The sequence below is a fragment of the Pseudomonas sp. DTU12.1 genome, from assembly GCF_009873475.1.
Classification (GTDB): Bacteria; Pseudomonadota; Gammaproteobacteria; order Pseudomonadales; family Pseudomonadaceae; genus Aquipseudomonas; species Aquipseudomonas proteolytica.
In genome coordinates this window covers 4,227,793-4,240,568 of the sequence record NZ_CP045254.1, presented here as the reverse complement: position 1 = coordinate 4,240,568, position 12,776 = coordinate 4,227,793, and the positions used below count along the sequence as shown (strand labels likewise).

General features: G+C 57.7%; 17 protein-coding genes and 2 pseudogenes. 8 read left to right on the top strand and 11 right to left on the bottom strand.

Annotated elements, in window-relative coordinates:
• Window positions 1-48 precede the first annotated feature (48 nt).
• Window positions 49-993: a LysR family transcriptional regulator gene (locus GDV60_RS18640; RefSeq protein WP_159908394.1), complete on the top strand. Its 945-nt coding sequence runs from the start codon at window positions 49-51 to the stop codon at window positions 991-993.
• A gap of 32 nt (window positions 994-1,025) precedes the next feature.
• Here the strand turns inward: GDV60_RS18640 and GDV60_RS18635 are convergent, their stop codons facing one another.
• Both GDV60_RS18635 and GDV60_RS18630 read right to left on the bottom strand, forming a co-directional pair.
• Window positions 1,026-1,646, bottom strand: a complete 621-nt coding sequence (locus tag GDV60_RS18635) for a LysE family translocator (protein ID WP_029294003.1) — start codon at window positions 1,644-1,646, stop codon at window positions 1,026-1,028.
• Window positions 1,647-1,843: 197 nt separating this feature from the next.
• The gene (locus tag GDV60_RS18630; RefSeq protein WP_159908392.1) at window positions 1,844-2,266 is read right to left on the bottom strand and encodes a DUF2000 domain-containing protein; all 423 of its coding nucleotides are present in this window, start codon (window positions 2,264-2,266) and stop codon (window positions 1,844-1,846) included.
• A gap of 324 nt (window positions 2,267-2,590) precedes the next feature.
• Here GDV60_RS18630 and GDV60_RS18625 point away from each other — a divergent pair, with 324 nt between their 5' ends.
• On the top strand, window positions 2,591-3,076 hold the full coding sequence (locus tag GDV60_RS18625; protein ID WP_154906879.1) for an Lrp/AsnC family transcriptional regulator: 486 nt from the start codon (window positions 2,591-2,593) through the stop codon (window positions 3,074-3,076).
• Between the two features lie 73 nt (window positions 3,077-3,149).
• On the opposite strand, the gene GDV60_RS18620 is transcribed toward GDV60_RS18625, so the two are convergent.
• On the bottom strand, window positions 3,150-3,410 hold the full coding sequence (locus GDV60_RS18620) for a hypothetical protein (protein ID WP_159908390.1): 261 nt from the start codon (window positions 3,408-3,410) through the stop codon (window positions 3,150-3,152).
• Between the two features lie 15 nt (window positions 3,411-3,425).
• Between GDV60_RS18620 and GDV60_RS18615 the strand changes: the two genes are divergently transcribed.
• On the top strand, window positions 3,426-4,004 hold the full coding sequence (locus GDV60_RS18615; RefSeq protein WP_159908388.1) for a DJ-1/PfpI family protein: 579 nt from the start codon (window positions 3,426-3,428) through the stop codon (window positions 4,002-4,004).
• Window positions 4,005-4,020: 16 nt separating this feature from the next.
• Here GDV60_RS18615 and GDV60_RS18610 read toward each other — a convergent pair whose 3' ends face one another.
• Window positions 4,021-4,653 carry a hypothetical protein gene (locus tag GDV60_RS18610; protein ID WP_159908386.1) on the bottom strand — a complete coding sequence of 211 codons (633 nt, stop codon included), beginning with the start codon at window positions 4,651-4,653 and terminating at the stop codon, window positions 4,021-4,023.
• Between the two features lie 79 nt (window positions 4,654-4,732).
• Here GDV60_RS18610 and GDV60_RS27145 point away from each other — a divergent pair.
• Together GDV60_RS27145 and GDV60_RS27140 are read left to right on the top strand one after the other, a co-directional pair.
• A pseudogene (locus GDV60_RS27145) lies at window positions 4,733-4,849 on the top strand (integrase); the annotation flags it as partial.
• Between the two features lie 30 nt (window positions 4,850-4,879).
• Window positions 4,880-4,963, top strand: a pseudogene (locus tag GDV60_RS27140) (integrase); the annotation flags it as partial.
• A 92-nt stretch (window positions 4,964-5,055) separates the two neighbouring features.
• Here the strand turns inward: GDV60_RS27140 and GDV60_RS18600 are convergent.
• Window positions 5,056-5,514: a GNAT family N-acetyltransferase gene (locus GDV60_RS18600; protein WP_029294013.1), complete on the bottom strand. Its 459-nt coding sequence runs from the start codon at window positions 5,512-5,514 to the stop codon at window positions 5,056-5,058.
• A gap of 89 nt (window positions 5,515-5,603) precedes the next feature.
• Between GDV60_RS18600 and GDV60_RS26905 the strand changes: the two genes are divergently transcribed.
• Window positions 5,604-5,729 carry a hypothetical protein gene (locus GDV60_RS26905; RefSeq protein WP_256679388.1) on the top strand — a complete coding sequence of 42 codons (126 nt, stop codon included), beginning with the start codon at window positions 5,604-5,606 and terminating at the stop codon, window positions 5,727-5,729.
• Here the strand turns inward: GDV60_RS26905 and GDV60_RS18595 are convergent.
• The 3 genes from GDV60_RS18595 to GDV60_RS18585 all read right to left on the bottom strand — a co-directional run bounded on the left by GDV60_RS18595 (window position 5,726) and on the right by GDV60_RS18585 (window position 8,423).
• Window positions 5,726-6,787, bottom strand: a complete 1,062-nt coding sequence (locus GDV60_RS18595) for a hypothetical protein (RefSeq protein WP_092231512.1) — start codon at window positions 6,785-6,787, stop codon at window positions 5,726-5,728. The genes GDV60_RS26905 and GDV60_RS18595 overlap by 4 nt on opposite strands.
• 88 nt (window positions 6,788-6,875) lie before the next feature.
• A complete protein-coding gene (locus GDV60_RS18590) occupies window positions 6,876-7,259 on the bottom strand; it encodes a RidA family protein (protein WP_104910636.1) in 384 nt (127 codons plus the stop codon).
• A gap of 27 nt (window positions 7,260-7,286) precedes the next feature.
• A complete protein-coding gene (locus GDV60_RS18585; RefSeq protein ID WP_154906883.1) occupies window positions 7,287-8,423 on the bottom strand; it encodes an FAD-binding oxidoreductase in 1,137 nt (378 codons plus the stop codon).
• Window positions 8,424-8,582: 159 nt separating this feature from the next.
• On the opposite strand from GDV60_RS18585, the gene GDV60_RS18580 reads away from it, so the two are divergent.
• Window positions 8,583-9,200: a helix-turn-helix domain-containing protein gene (locus GDV60_RS18580; protein ID WP_029294022.1), complete on the top strand. Its 618-nt coding sequence runs from the start codon at window positions 8,583-8,585 to the stop codon at window positions 9,198-9,200.
• On the opposite strand, the gene GDV60_RS18575 is transcribed toward GDV60_RS18580, so the two are convergent.
• The gene (locus tag GDV60_RS18575) at window positions 9,194-9,631 is read right to left on the bottom strand and encodes an N-acetyltransferase (protein WP_159908384.1); all 438 of its coding nucleotides are present in this window, start codon (window positions 9,629-9,631) and stop codon (window positions 9,194-9,196) included. The two genes, GDV60_RS18580 and GDV60_RS18575, sit on opposite strands and share 7 nt — an antisense overlap.
• Before the next feature lie 20 nt (window positions 9,632-9,651).
• Window positions 9,652-10,314, bottom strand: a complete 663-nt coding sequence (locus GDV60_RS18570) for a metalloregulator ArsR/SmtB family transcription factor (protein WP_133715133.1) — start codon at window positions 10,312-10,314, stop codon at window positions 9,652-9,654.
• A gap of 111 nt (window positions 10,315-10,425) precedes the next feature.
• Between GDV60_RS18570 and GDV60_RS18565 the strand changes: the two genes are divergently transcribed.
• The gene (locus tag GDV60_RS18565) at window positions 10,426-10,926 is read left to right on the top strand and encodes a DUF2938 domain-containing protein (RefSeq protein WP_029294028.1); all 501 of its coding nucleotides are present in this window, start codon (window positions 10,426-10,428) and stop codon (window positions 10,924-10,926) included.
• On the opposite strand, the gene GDV60_RS18560 is transcribed toward GDV60_RS18565, so the two are convergent.
• A complete protein-coding gene (locus GDV60_RS18560; protein WP_159908382.1) occupies window positions 10,907-12,766 on the bottom strand; it encodes a DUF3857 and transglutaminase domain-containing protein in 1,860 nt (619 codons plus the stop codon). The genes GDV60_RS18565 and GDV60_RS18560 overlap by 20 nt on opposite strands.
• Between the last annotated feature and the right edge of the window lie 10 nt (window positions 12,767-12,776).

Below are 12,776 nucleotides of genomic sequence, written 5' to 3'. Positions count from 1 at the left end.
AGATAATCAGGCCTTTAATTGATTGATATTCAACCCAGGAGAAACAATATGGATGTGTTGGTGGCCATGCGTACCTTTCGCCGCGTGGTTGAGCGCGATAGCTTCAGCCTTGCCGCCGTTGACCTGGGGCAATCTACAGCCGCAGTGAGCAAGCAGGTAAGGCAGTTGGAGGCGCGTCTGGGCAGCCTGCTACTGCTGCGCACAACCCGCCGCATGAGCCTGTCGGAGGCTGGCCAGGCGTATTTCAGTGAATGCTGCCACCTGCTCGATGAACTGGACGCCCTGGAGCGTGCGACCCAGGTCGGCGCCAGCGAGCCCAGCGGCCGTCTACGGGTCAACGCGCCGCTGTCGTTCGGCCTCAAGGTGCTGTCGCCGATCTTGGTGGCGTTCATGCAGCGCTACCCAGAACTCAAGGTCGAACTCACCCTCAACGATCGCCTGCTAGACGTCATCAGCGAGGGCTTCGATGTGTCGCTGAGGATCCGCAGCCGTCTACCCGACTCCTCGCTGATCGCCCGACGCTTGGGCGAAGTTCAGCAGATGATCTGCGCCGCTCCGGCTTATCTGCAAGCCAAAGGCACTCCCCATAACGTTGATGATCTGCGTGAACACAGTTGCCTGGCTTATCGCCTGGCCGAATACCCCGACAGTTGGCACCGTCAAGGCCCGCAAGGCAGTAGCCGCCTGGAACTGCCGGTGCGCCTTGCGGTGGACAATAGCTTAATGCTGAGCGACATGTTGCAGGCTGGCCTGGGTATTGGCGCTCTGCCATCGTTCATCGCCCAGCCTTTGCTCGACAGCGGCCAGCTGGTGCAGGTGCTCCCCGGGCAGTCGATGCCTCGGCGCTCGATCTACGCGCTTTACACGAGCCATAGGCATGTGCCGCAGAAAGTGCGGGTGTTTGTCGACTTCCTCGCCCATGCACTGGAAACGCTACCGCTGATGAGCGCGCCCACAGTTGCCGCGGGCACTGCTGGACTTGGGCGCGAATGAAGCTGTGGCGAGACCGGATACCTCTGAGTGTTTCAAGTGATCAGCATGGCCGCGGCGGCGGCCACCATAATCGCCGCCGCGCCGCGGAACAGCCACTGTTGGGCTCTGAGGCTCGACAGCAGGTGCCGGATGCGCACCGCGCCGACAATGAACACTGCACCAACGCCCAACAGAACGAGAATGGTCAATGGCACCAGCACCAGCCCCCAAGTCTGTAGCGAGACTGTTTCAAGGTTGATCACGAGCGGTAACAACGCCAGATAGAAGCCTATGGTCTTCGGGTTGCCCAAGGTAATGGTCAGGCCAGATATCGCCGCCGACAGCAGTTCTTTTTTCTTCGCTGGGTGCCCCATTTCGATAGCCTGATGGTTGGCGAACCAGAATTGCCAAGCCAGATAGCACAAGTACAGCGCAGCCGCCCAGCGCACCAAATGGAACAATGCATCGAAGTGCGCGGCGACCATCGCCAGTCCAAAGATGGCAAATGACAAGTAAGTCAGATCGCCGAGTATCAACCCAAATAGCAGGCAAAAGCCCGACAGTGTGCCACCGCTGACGCTCCGCGCTACCAGCGCGGCCATGCCGGGACCGGGAATGGCCGCCGCGATGCCCAGCGCTGCCGTATAGGTAAGTGCTTGTGATAAGTTGAGCATATGGCTTTTCTCGGATTATTTATTATTCGGTTGCTGGTTTCTTGCATGCTCGGAAGTCAAGATTGAAACGAGTTCGCCTGAGTCTTTAATCTACGCCATGGCAGTGTTCTACAAACACGGCATCGTGAGTTCAATAAGCTGAATGTTGCCTCAGCGCAAAATCGAACTTCAATAAAGGTCGCACGACGATCAGCAGTTCATTTAAATAGCGAAAGATTGCCCGTCAATTTGCTGATGCTTTTCTGTGGTCCGACCAAACCAATGGCAACCAACTCTATGCCTGAACTATCGGCTTCGGAAATTCGTGCCTCATATTCCTGATACGTCTTGCAGGATTGCGCCAGGGCGCTGAAGGGCATGGTGTGAATTTCATTATCCAGCAGCGCTTTCTTATGAAGTTCCCGCAAGTAATCACTGTTGGATCGCAAAACTGGCAAAGGTGCGTATATAACTCCGGGGTAATCAACCTCGTCACTGCTTTGCAGGGCAGGTCCAACCAGACCCTCTACCGAACGTCCTAGACTGACACCTATGACGCTTACGGCATTTACTGCATGTCCCAACCCCAGCGCGTTGTCGACAACAATTACACATTTGTGAACGGCAGCATCGAAATTCATATACACCTCGATTCCATCTATAAAGCTTTGGTTGTGTTGACTTTATCAATGACTTCAGACCAAGGTCGCGATCACTTACCCACAGTCATTTTTCCGATTAATTGCATTCTTAAGGCACTTTAAGTTGCTTGCATTCATGCTTAAACCTCAGTCCGCCTTGGATTTATCTATCGATTTGTGCCTGAGAGGCTGAGGCCCTGTAAACCCGATGTCAGGTACTGAAGAAATACTATCCCCTTTAGAGCGGTATTTTTTTTCTACTTTGATCCGTGGGAGGATTGGTTCTGGTAGGATTTACCAGTTTATTACAATTGGTGGGAAGTTATGACCGATCAGATGCTCAGTCTGACAGATGTTAAAATCCTTACAGCCTTGCAGCAGGACGGTAGGATCACCAACCAGACCCTGGCCGACCAGATCGGCATGTCGGCCTCGCCATGCTGGCGCAGAGTTCGCCAGTTGGAAGAGCATCGTTATATTCAGGGCTACCGGGCGGTGTTGGACCGACGCAAGATCGGGTTGGGGGTGATGGTGTTTGTAAGGGTCAGAATCGACCATCACAGCGCGGCCGAGGCCAAGAAGTTCGAGCAGGAAGTGATGCAGCTTGAGGATGTGGTGGCGTGCTACAGCATCGGTGGCGACGCTGACTTCCTAATACAAGTAGTGGCGCGCGATCTTGACTCTTTTTCTGATTTCGCGATGTCGGTAGTCCGACAGTTGCCTGGTATCAAAGAGATGCAGAGTATGTTTGTGCTCAAGGAGATCAAGCCCTTTGTGTCGTTCCCGGTCAAGCGCTCCCCAGAAGCCTGAGGACAACTATCCAGGTTTCGGTTGGTTATGCGCTGTAGGAGGCGCGGTGGCTGGCTGCTGCTGTCCACTTTTCCTACAGACCAAGAAATATTGAGAAAAGCCTGCAGAGATGCAGGCTTTTTTCGTTCAGGGCGGTTTTCCTGAGCGCCATCTTATTAGCCTGACTTTTATGAAGCTGTCTCCAACCCTTCGATTCAGAGCCAAGCAGTAAGAAAATCGCAGCAATCGTGTCGACCAAGGGCGGACCAGGTAATACCACGGTATCAACTGGCTCTGCGCAGCCCTGGGTACTTTTGATGTATGTTTGTCGCCGCCAAACGTTATTGGCATTCATGGAGGATTCTGACTGATGGCACGTGTGGGATTGATACTGACCCCCGGTTTTGCGGATTGGGAATATGCATTGATTGCTGGAACTGCGTCCCCGTTTTACGGGATCGATGCCAGGTTTTTCGCTTCTACTACGGGGCAGTTCTGCTCGCAGGGTGGATTGGCTGTAACGGTCGATAGCAGTTTGCAACAATGTCTGGACTGGAAACCGGACGTCGTTGTCGTCATTGGAGGAATGATCTGGGAAAGTGCAGATGCACCGGATATTCGCGACTTTCTTCATGCCAGTCGTGCAAGTGGAGCGACAATTGCCGGTATTTGTGGGGGAACGCTGGCACTTGCTAGGGCCGGGCTTCTCGACACGGTTGCTCATACCTCGAACAGCGCTGACTTCTTAACGCAAAATGCCGTAGGTTATGAAGGGTGCAGGCTTTATCGAAACAGCCCAGTAGCTGTGGTTGCAGACCGCATCATAACGGCACCGGGCCCTGCACCCGTTAGCTTCACCTGCGAAGTGTTCAAGGGTGCCGGGCTATCTTCAGAGATCATTTCTCAGTTCCGGTCAATGTTGGCAGCGGAACATCGGTGCCCCCTATGAGTGCGAAGACTTTTAATTACTCGACCTTGTTATCTGGCAATGGGGCCGTATGAATTTCGTCAAACATAGCGGTTGCCACTGAAGCAGCATAAACAATGTATTTCACATCACTTTCTTTACTCTTGACTTCATAGATTTCACAAAGAAGACTTTTGTTGTTCTTGGGTAACACTACAGGCGACCAAGATGAAGGGCTCTTGAAGTTATACTCAGGGCCTTTGTACGTTAAAGACTTTATGCCAATAACGGTGCGCTTATATTTTTGTCTGTCAGGTCTTTTGGAGTTTTCATAGTCGCCCATAAATGATCCTAAAGAACCAGAGACAACATCTATGCACTCCCTGTCTAGCGCGGTCTCATAATCAGCAGCCGCGTATGTTCCAACGCTACCATGGTTGGAATAGAATTTTTGTCGCGGCGACAATTTCTCTTCTGGCTGCTTGGGTGTATATTCATCACCCTCGAAATAGTATTCGATGTACCCTCGCGAAATATCCACCCTGTTGTATTTTGTTCTCTTTTCTATCACGTCTTCGAAAGTATACCAGCGATGCTCAATTAGTGTGTGCTCGACGTCTAGCCCGCTCGCCATCACCTTTAAAGAAAGCGCGGAACCGAACAAGATATATGCAATATTAATATTTTTCATGAGCTCACCTGAAGCATGGTTTTTTAAATTTTACTTTATTTTAATCAGTGCACGATAGAGTTGTAAATTTATCTAATAGCCGTGGAACAAAGGAAAACTAGTCGGGCAGAAAACCCCACTCCGACTGAGAGATACCTGGGCCAGCCGAGTAAGGTTTCAAATGGCGGAAAGAACCCGGGATCTGGCTCTCTTCGATCTGGCCTGAGCAAACACGATCTGCTCTCGGGGTCTTGATCCAGCCATGTATGGCACACACACAATGAGACGTACGAAGGCATCACTGATCTATCGCAGGACGAAGTCAGACCGTCGCTAACCGGCCCAGGCTGTGTGAAAACGCAGACGTCAGATCAGAGCTTTGCCACTTATAAAAAAGCGCCGGAAATTTGAAGTCGGCGTTGACTATAAACTCCGTGACATGAGGTATTGCTCCTTCCCCCAAGCCTCAAAGCGCTCCAACACTTTCCAGCCAAGCTGGGTGTAATAGTTGCTCTGGTTATGGGTGTGCAAGTACAAGGTAGTGAACCCAGCGTCTCTTGCATGGACACAGATGCCTTCGATTAACTGCGCCGCGAGCCCTCTCCTGCGAGCTTCAGGTGCGATGAACACGCACGCAAGCCACGGGCCTAGATCCGGTCGGTCAGATAGGTCGTTGTTGGCAAGCGTCGCGCCACCTAGCAACTGGTCTCGTTCCGTTGCGATCAGACACTTCCAACTGCCATCACGCTGTCCCTCAGAGAACTCGTGTTTCCAGCTCGAAAGAGATTGCTGCGTAAACTCATAACTGAATTCCCGGTAAAGCCATTCGGCCATAACGCCGCACTTGTCCATTTGTTTATCGAGCCAATCCACTCGCAGCATCTGAAACGCTCCTTATGTATTTGTCACGCCGTTAGGGTTCGGGACAATCATACAGCCGTCTGCCGTTCCACAACTGTTGTCAGGCCGCAGTGGTACTGCAAGACCATCTGGTTGCCAGGCATAAGGGGCGCAAGTTGCAGCAACTGGATATCGACGCCATCGCCGCCGGCGGCGGTGGCGGCCACTGCGTGACCAGCCACCCGCCTTGGGTTTAGCCCGTTGCGCCGGCAAGGCGCCCGAGCCGCAGCCAGCCAATCAATACGGCGGCGATCAGCAAGAACCCCAGGTAGCCAAACAGCGGATACACCTGGCCGACGAGGCTGATAAAGCCGATCAGGCTGCCGGCAAAAGCCAGCGCGGCAAAGGCCGCCGACCCGACACGGAATTTACGGGTGCCGGGTGGCAGCAGGCGCGCCGAGAAGGAGTACAAGGTGCCGACTGCGGTGTTGAGGATCATCAGGAAGATAATCACCGCCATCAGCAGCCCGAGGGCTGGCGAGGCTTCGCTGGCGATGGACAGCATGGGCATCGGCAGGTCTGCCACGCTGTCCAGGCGCGACAACAGTCCCAGGCTCATCACCAGCATCAGCAGGCCCAAGATGGCGCCGCCGAGAATCCCGCCCCACACCGCCTGTTTTTCGCTTTTCGCCGCGCCGCCCATGATCGCCAGGATCGGCACGCCGGCCACGATGTTGTAGGACACGTACAACAATGCCCCCAGCAGCCAATGGCTGGCGCCGGCGCTCTGGCGGCTGGCCACCTGATCCAGCTCGGCGAAGCTCAGGCCCCGGGTCGCCGCGCCGTAGAGCGCTACGCCGACGGCGGTGAGGATCAGAAACGGCGTGACCGAACTGATCAGGCCGATGACTTTATGCACGTCCAGGCACACGATAGCGATTACCACCAGGGTGACCGCCACGCTGCCCAATGTGGCGGGGATGCCGAACTGCTGCTCCAGCAACGCGCCGCCGCCCGCCAGCATGACCACGGTGACCGCAAACATGAAAAAGGTGATCATCAGGTCGACCAGTACCCCCAGGTGGCGCCCGCACAACGCATACACCACGTCTTTATGGGAGGTGGCACGCAGGCGGTTGCCCATGCCCGCCAGCGCCATGCCGAGGAAGGTGAACAGTGCGGCGCTGAGCACCGCACCGAGCAACCCCCATACGCCGAAATCGACGAACATCAGCAACAGTTCCCGGCCCGAGGCGAACCCCGCACCAACGATCACACCGACAAATGCACCGGCAATCTTCAGACTTTCTTTCATGACGACTTCCCTTGAATTGTTGTTGTTAAGGGGCGTGCGAGCGTGCTTGTGAAACACCGTGACGACAACGGGCTGTCCTCGCCAGGTATCAGCGGGTTGGCGGGCCGACCCAGGCCTGGACTTCGATTTCTACATCGACCCCCAGCGCCAGTTGCGCCCCGACGGTGGAGCGCACCGGGAAACCTTGTTTGAAGTAGCGCGCATACACCTCGTTGAAACCGGCGAAGTGCTGCATATCCGACAGCCACACCGTGGCCTTGACCACTTGATCAAACCCCACGCCGCATTCGGCCAGGGTTTCGCCGATGCGGCTCATGACGGCTTCGGTTTGCTGCTGGATATCACCGCGTACCACTTCGCCTTTCGGGTCCATGGGCACCTGCCCGGAGAGGTACAGCAAATCGCCCACCCGAATGGCTTTGGAAAATGGGTAGGGCAGGTGGCTGGGATAACGCTGGAGACTTTCTGACATGACAGGGAACCTCTGCAGAGTGAATGATCAGCGCAAGCGGGCGGGAGCCATGCGCTGTGGTTCGACGCCCTGGCGCCGCAGCGCTTCGGGCAAGGGTTGATCGAGCAATAGGGAGCAGGCCAGTTGCGAGACTCCGGCCGCCGACTGGATGCCATAACCGCCCTGGGCGGCGAGCCAGAAGAAGCCTTCACAGCGCTCGTCCCAACCGACTACCAGGTCGCCATCGGGGACGAAAGAACGCAGGCCGGCCCAGCTGTGACGGGGCCGCCGAATGCTCAGGGAGGTGGCGGCTTCGATGTGATAAATCCCCGTGGCGATGTCCAGTTCTTCGGGCATCACGTCCTGGGGCGGAACCGGATCGGCGTTGGCCGGTGAGCCCAGCAGTTGGCCGGCGTCGGGTTTGAAGTAAAAACTTTCGTCGATGCCGATAACGGCGGGCCAGTTTGCAAAGTCCAGGCCTTCGGGGCCGTCGAAGGTGAAGGCGGTACGCCGACAGGGTTGCAGGCCGATCGGTGCTACGCCGCATTGCTGTGCCACCTCATCGGCCCAGGCGCCAGCGGCGTTGACCAGGTTGCGCGCGCGCAGTTGTCGGCCGTCGGCCAGTGTCAGCAGCCAATGCCGGCCCTGGCGGGTGGCGCTGCTCAACTGCGCGTCACACTGCAATACCCCTCCGGCACGACGCATGGCCCGCAGGAAACCCTGGTGCAGCGCATGCACATCGAGGTCGCGGGCCTCGGTTTCTAGCATGGCGCCGGCGATGACTTCCGGGCGCAGGCAAGGCACCAATGCCAACGCCTGTTCGCGATCAATCAGCGCGACATTGGCCGCGCTGGCCTGATGGCTGTCGAAGGTTTTGTGTAGCAACGCTTGCTGCTCGTGACTGGCCACATACAGGCAGCCGCGTGGCTCGAGCAGCGCGTGCTCGGTAAAACCTGCCGGTGGTTGCTCGTAGAAGGCCCGACTGGCGCGGGTCAGCGCTTGAATCTGCGCAGTGCCGTAGGCTTCCATGAACATGGCGGCAGAGCGTCCGGTAGCGTGGTAGCCCGGCTGGCTCTCACGTTCGAGCACCACCACACTGGCTTCGCCGGCCAGGCGATAGGCCAGGGACGCCCCCGCAATGCCGCCGCCAATGATGGCGAAATCGAAACAGTCACTGTCCTGCATGCCGAAGTCCCTTCTGTGTGCGAATGAGGTTTTTCTCGTTTTTGATAATTCTCACATAAGAGAAATGTAGGATATGAGAATTTTCCAGTCAAGCCTTCGTCGTGGGTTAATATTCCGGCCCTAGTCCTTACCCCGTTTTTTGTGCGACAGAGAGTCCGTATGAGTTCCGATCAGACAGCGCCCGCTTCGTGTTCCACGGCCCATCCGCTGATAGATCGCAGCCAGGTAGGTGCCCGTTTGCGGGGGATTCGCAAAGACCAGAAGCTGACGCTCAAGCAGTTGTCCGAGCGTTCGGGCGTGGCGCTCTCGACCCTGTCGAAGATGGAGTTGGCGCAGGTCTCGGTCAGCTACGAAAAGCTGGCGGCGGCGGCGCGGGCGCTGGGCGTGGACATTGCGCAGTTATTCAGCCCGGTGAAGACTGCGCTGAACCTGGTCCAGCCCACGGTGGTCAGCACCGCCATTGATAGCGCGGCGGGCTACAGCACGGGTAATTACGATTACCACCCGATGGCAGGGGATTTCCCCGGGCGGCGCATGACACCGATGTACGCGCGCATTTTCGCCCGGGAGCTGACCCAGTTTGACGACTACATCCGCCACCCCGGCCAGGAGTTTGCGGTGGTGCTGTCCGGGCGGGTGCGGATTCAATTCGAAACGGGCGAGTCCATCAGCATTGGCTGCCGCGAAACCGCCTATTTCAACAGCGGCATCGGCCATATCTACCTGGCGGAAAGCGAGGCAGACGCTGAAGTGATGGTGGTGATGACGGATTACTGAGGCGCGTTGGCGCCACTGCTCATCCAGTACTCCGCCTGGCCGCTGTGTTCATCGACCTGTTCATGGGTCACCACAAACCCTTGCGACAGATAGAACTGGCAACTGGCGGTGTTGTTTTTATACACCGCCAGGGTCAGCACGGGCCGCTGCGTCCTGGCGTGCGCCATCAAGCGTTTACCGATGCCCTGGCCCTGGCAGTCGGGGGCGACAAACAGCGCGGCCATCTGGTTATCGAGCAGCGAGTAGAACCCCACGACCCTTGAGTCGCGTTCCATGACGTAGGTTTCCGAGGCCGGGATATACAGGTTGCGCATGTTCTCGACCTGCGACTGCCAGAAGGCGGCGTCGATAAAGTCGTGGGCGATGAGCGAGGCATCCAGCCAGATTTGCAGGACGCTATCGAGGTCTTTGGGTTGCAGGAGTCTGATCATTTTTCCAGTCTTGCGATGGGTTATTCGACACTCAGGCCGGCCGCTTTCCACTCGTCAAACCCGGCGCGCAGCCGACGCGCGGGCAAGCCATGGGCGTGCAAGGTGTTGATGGCATCGGTGGACAGCACGCAATAAGGCCCGCGGCAGTAGGCGACCACGTGCTTGCCTTTTGGCAGCTCTGCCAAACGCTGTTGCAGGGCCTGCGCCGGGATGTTCAGCGCGCCGGGCAAGTGTCCTGATGCGAACTCATCTTCGGGGCGCACATCCAGCAGCACTACGCTCTGGCTTTGCATCTGCAACAGTAACTCCTCGATGGAGATACCCTCCAGGCGCTCACGTCGCGACAGGCTGTCGAGGGCGACCTCGCGTATCTCGGCATGCTGGAACGCCAGGTAGCCACGCAATGCTTCCAGCAAGGGCGCCACCGGACCGGCTCCCAGGCTGTAGAGCACCCGTTTGCCATCGCGGCGCGTCTGCACGATGCCCGCGCGCTTGAGTTGCTGCAAATGCTGCGAAGCATTGGCAACAGACACGCCGGACAGTTGCGCCAGTTGTTCGACAGAGCGCTCTTCCTGGGCAATGTGTTCCAGCAGCGCCAAACGATGGGCGTGGCCCAAGGTCCGGGCGATGTCGGCTAGGGCGGTGAAGTGATCAGCGGGGAATAGGGGGGTTGACGGTTTCATGGCAAAGATCCTAGCATCGGCCAAACATTCAATCAATTAATTGAATGTTTGTCTGGAGGCATCTAAGTCTGTCTGTTGCTTTCACCGCCAACGATCAAAAGGAGTAGGGACGTGCTTGAGTTTCTTGGGTATTCGGTGGTTATCGGGGCTGGTGCGACCCTGGTCATGGATCTTTGGGCGTTGTTGCTCAAGCGCTGCCTGGGCGTGCCGTCCCTGGATTTTTCCATGGTCGGTCGCTGGGTCGGCCACCTGCCCCGTGGGCGCTGGATGCATGCCGGTATCGCCCAATCATCACCGGTGCCGGGGGAGGGGCTGCTGGGTTGGGTCACCCATTACCTGATCGGGGTGTTCTTTGCGGCGTTGCTGCTTTTGATGGTGGGGCTTGAATGGGCACGACAGCCGACGTTGCTGCCGGCCCTGGCCTTTGGTGTGCTATCGGTGGTCGCGCCGTTCTTCGTCTTGCAACCGGCGATGGGCGCCGGCATCGCCGCGTCCAGAACCCCCAGGCCCAATACTGCGCGGTTGCGCAGCACGCTGGCCCATGGGGTGTTTGGGGTGGGTCTGTACCTGGCCGCCTGGGCGCTGGTCCTGCTTACAGGGTCTGCACGATGATCTGGCCCTTGAGGTCGTTGACCATGCTTTCGATCACCGGCTTCATCGCCTTGAAGTCCTCGGGGCTGCACACCGTGTTGGCATGGGCAAACTTGAAGTAGCGGGTGATCAGGACCGTATTGCCTTCCTTGGCGTAGGTGGCCTGGTAGTCAAAGCCGGCCTGTTGCAGGGACTGCGGCTTGGGCACGGCGAGGACCGTGACTTCCTTGGGAAACTCGAAGCGGGCCTGCTCCTGGGTTTCTCCCGAGAGGCAACCGAAGCCTTGGGTGCGGTCTTTTTCCGAGGCGAAGGCAAACACGTTCTGCGCAATACCGCCCACCAGGCTGCTGAGTGCTGGTACACCGGTCGGGCCTGGCAGGTTGACCAGGTTGTCGGTGCGCCCTTCAAGGGTGTTCTTGAACGGGTTGACTTCATCTTGCAGCGAGTCGCTTTTGAACGTGCCCTGGCCCGTTTGCCCGTACCAGCCGAGGACATTGCGGATCATCGAGTCGCGGTCTGCTGGTTTCATGGCATTGAGCAGGTAGCGATTGAACTCCGAGCCCCAGCCTTCCACGGTGGTGGCGTGCACAAAGTCCGCCGCACCGTTGCTGTCGACCTTGAACAGCAGGTCGTTGCTGACCTTGCCGGTTTGCCCGGCCGGGGTCTTGGCCAGTTCGCCGGACTGCGTCAACAGCACCGGTTTGCCCAGCACCGGAATCGGCAGGTAGCCCGCGGCGATGGCCGCGGCAGTCGAGTCCAGGTACAGATCCAGGGCCGGCACGTAGGTGATCGCATGGTTGAGCACACCCAGGGTAGGCACTTTGGCCAGGGTGTAGCTGTTTCCCTGGTTGACCAGCACCGGTGAGCTTTCGATCGCCACCGCGCGCAGCATGGCTTCAAGCAGGGCCACGTGGTCCTTGCAGTCGCCATAGCGGTTATCCAGCACGGCCTGGGCCGGATGCGGCACTACGCCGCCCGCGCCAACATATACCGCCACATAACGAATGTTCTTGCGCACCCAGTCGCTCAGGGCCAGGGCTTTGCTGCGCGGGGTGGTCAGGTTGGCCGTGAGTTGCTTGGCCAGGGCGGCAATGGCCGGTGTCACTTCTACCTGGGCCCTGGCCTCATAGGCCTGGGCAAAGTCCTTGTAGCTGGCGAAGGTCGAGACCGCGAGGAATTGACCGTAATCGACATAGGACACGGCGCCGTTTTCAATGCGTGCCTTGGCCTGCGGTACGTAGTCCCAACGGTACACCTTGCGCCCAGCGGCGGCGGCCGGGGTACTGGCCTTGAAGCCCCGGGCGTCGACAAACAGCGGCTTGTCGGCCGGCAAGTCGTAGCTCAGGCTCAACTGCTCGGCGTCATAGAAGTCCGGCACGAAGAAGTCTTCGAATTGCTCGGGGAACAGCGCCGTGGTGCGCTGGCGCTGGTAACGCAGGACCAGTCGGTCACCGGTCGCCACCTCCGGGAAAATCACTACCTTGACCCGCGAGTCCTGGAACATTGGCGCCTCTGAAGAGGCTGTCTCCTGCTGCTCCTTGATCTGCTCGGTGCCCACCTTGACCTTGCGGCCATCGGGTTTCTGGGTGAAGGCTTCAAGTACGTCGAGGGTTTCCAGAGAGCGGTTGTAGCTCAATGAACGTTGCGCGTTGCTCTTGATCGCCCGCTCTTCATTGATCCGCGTAACCAGTTCAATGGTCTGGACGAAACTGCCATCGGCATTGATCACGTAGGACTGTTGATTTTTTTCGAAGGTGGCCGAGTGGTCGGTTTCATCGGTGGCGGCCTGGGCCGTCAGTGAACAAGCCGCCAAAAACAGTACGCCCAGCAGGCGCAGGGAGGGCAGGTAAAAGCCTTGCATAGAGATCCTT

Coding starts and splice junctions, on each gene's coding strand:
- GDV60_RS18595 (WP_092231512.1), bottom strand. CDS start 6,787: ATGAAAGAAAGTCTGAAGATTGCCGGTGCATTTGTCGGTGTGATCGTT.
- GDV60_RS18625 (WP_154906879.1), top strand. CDS start 2,591: ATGACCGATCAGATGCTCAGTCTGACAGATGTTAAAATCCTTACAGCC.
- GDV60_RS18600 (WP_029294013.1), bottom strand. CDS start 5,514: ATGCTGCGAGTGGATTGGCTCGATAAACAAATGGACAAGTGCGGCGTT.
- GDV60_RS18615 (WP_159908388.1), top strand. CDS start 3,426: ATGGCACGTGTGGGATTGATACTGACCCCCGGTTTTGCGGATTGGGAA.
- GDV60_RS18575 (WP_159908384.1), bottom strand. CDS start 9,631: ATGATCAGACTCCTGCAACCCAAAGACCTCGATAGCGTCCTGCAAATC.
- GDV60_RS18585 (WP_154906883.1), bottom strand. CDS start 8,423: ATGCAGGACAGTGACTGTTTCGATTTCGCCATCATTGGCGGCGGCATT.
- GDV60_RS18580 (WP_029294022.1), top strand. CDS start 8,583: ATGAGTTCCGATCAGACAGCGCCCGCTTCGTGTTCCACGGCCCATCCG.
- GDV60_RS18560 (WP_159908382.1), bottom strand. CDS start 12,766: ATGCAAGGCTTTTACCTGCCCTCCCTGCGCCTGCTGGGCGTACTGTTT.
- GDV60_RS18630 (WP_159908392.1), bottom strand. CDS start 2,266: ATGAATTTCGATGCTGCCGTTCACAAATGTGTAATTGTTGTCGACAAC.
- GDV60_RS18620 (WP_159908390.1), bottom strand. CDS start 3,410: ATGAATGCCAATAACGTTTGGCGGCGACAAACATACATCAAAAGTACC.
- GDV60_RS18570 (WP_133715133.1), bottom strand. CDS start 10,314: ATGAAACCGTCAACCCCCCTATTCCCCGCTGATCACTTCACCGCCCTA.
- GDV60_RS18635 (WP_029294003.1), bottom strand. CDS start 1,646: ATGCTCAACTTATCACAAGCACTTACCTATACGGCAGCGCTGGGCATC.
- GDV60_RS18610 (WP_159908386.1), bottom strand. CDS start 4,653: ATGAAAAATATTAATATTGCATATATCTTGTTCGGTTCCGCGCTTTCT.
- GDV60_RS18590 (WP_104910636.1), bottom strand. CDS start 7,259: ATGTCAGAAAGTCTCCAGCGTTATCCCAGCCACCTGCCCTACCCATTT.
- GDV60_RS18640 (WP_159908394.1), top strand. CDS start 49: ATGGATGTGTTGGTGGCCATGCGTACCTTTCGCCGCGTGGTTGAGCGC.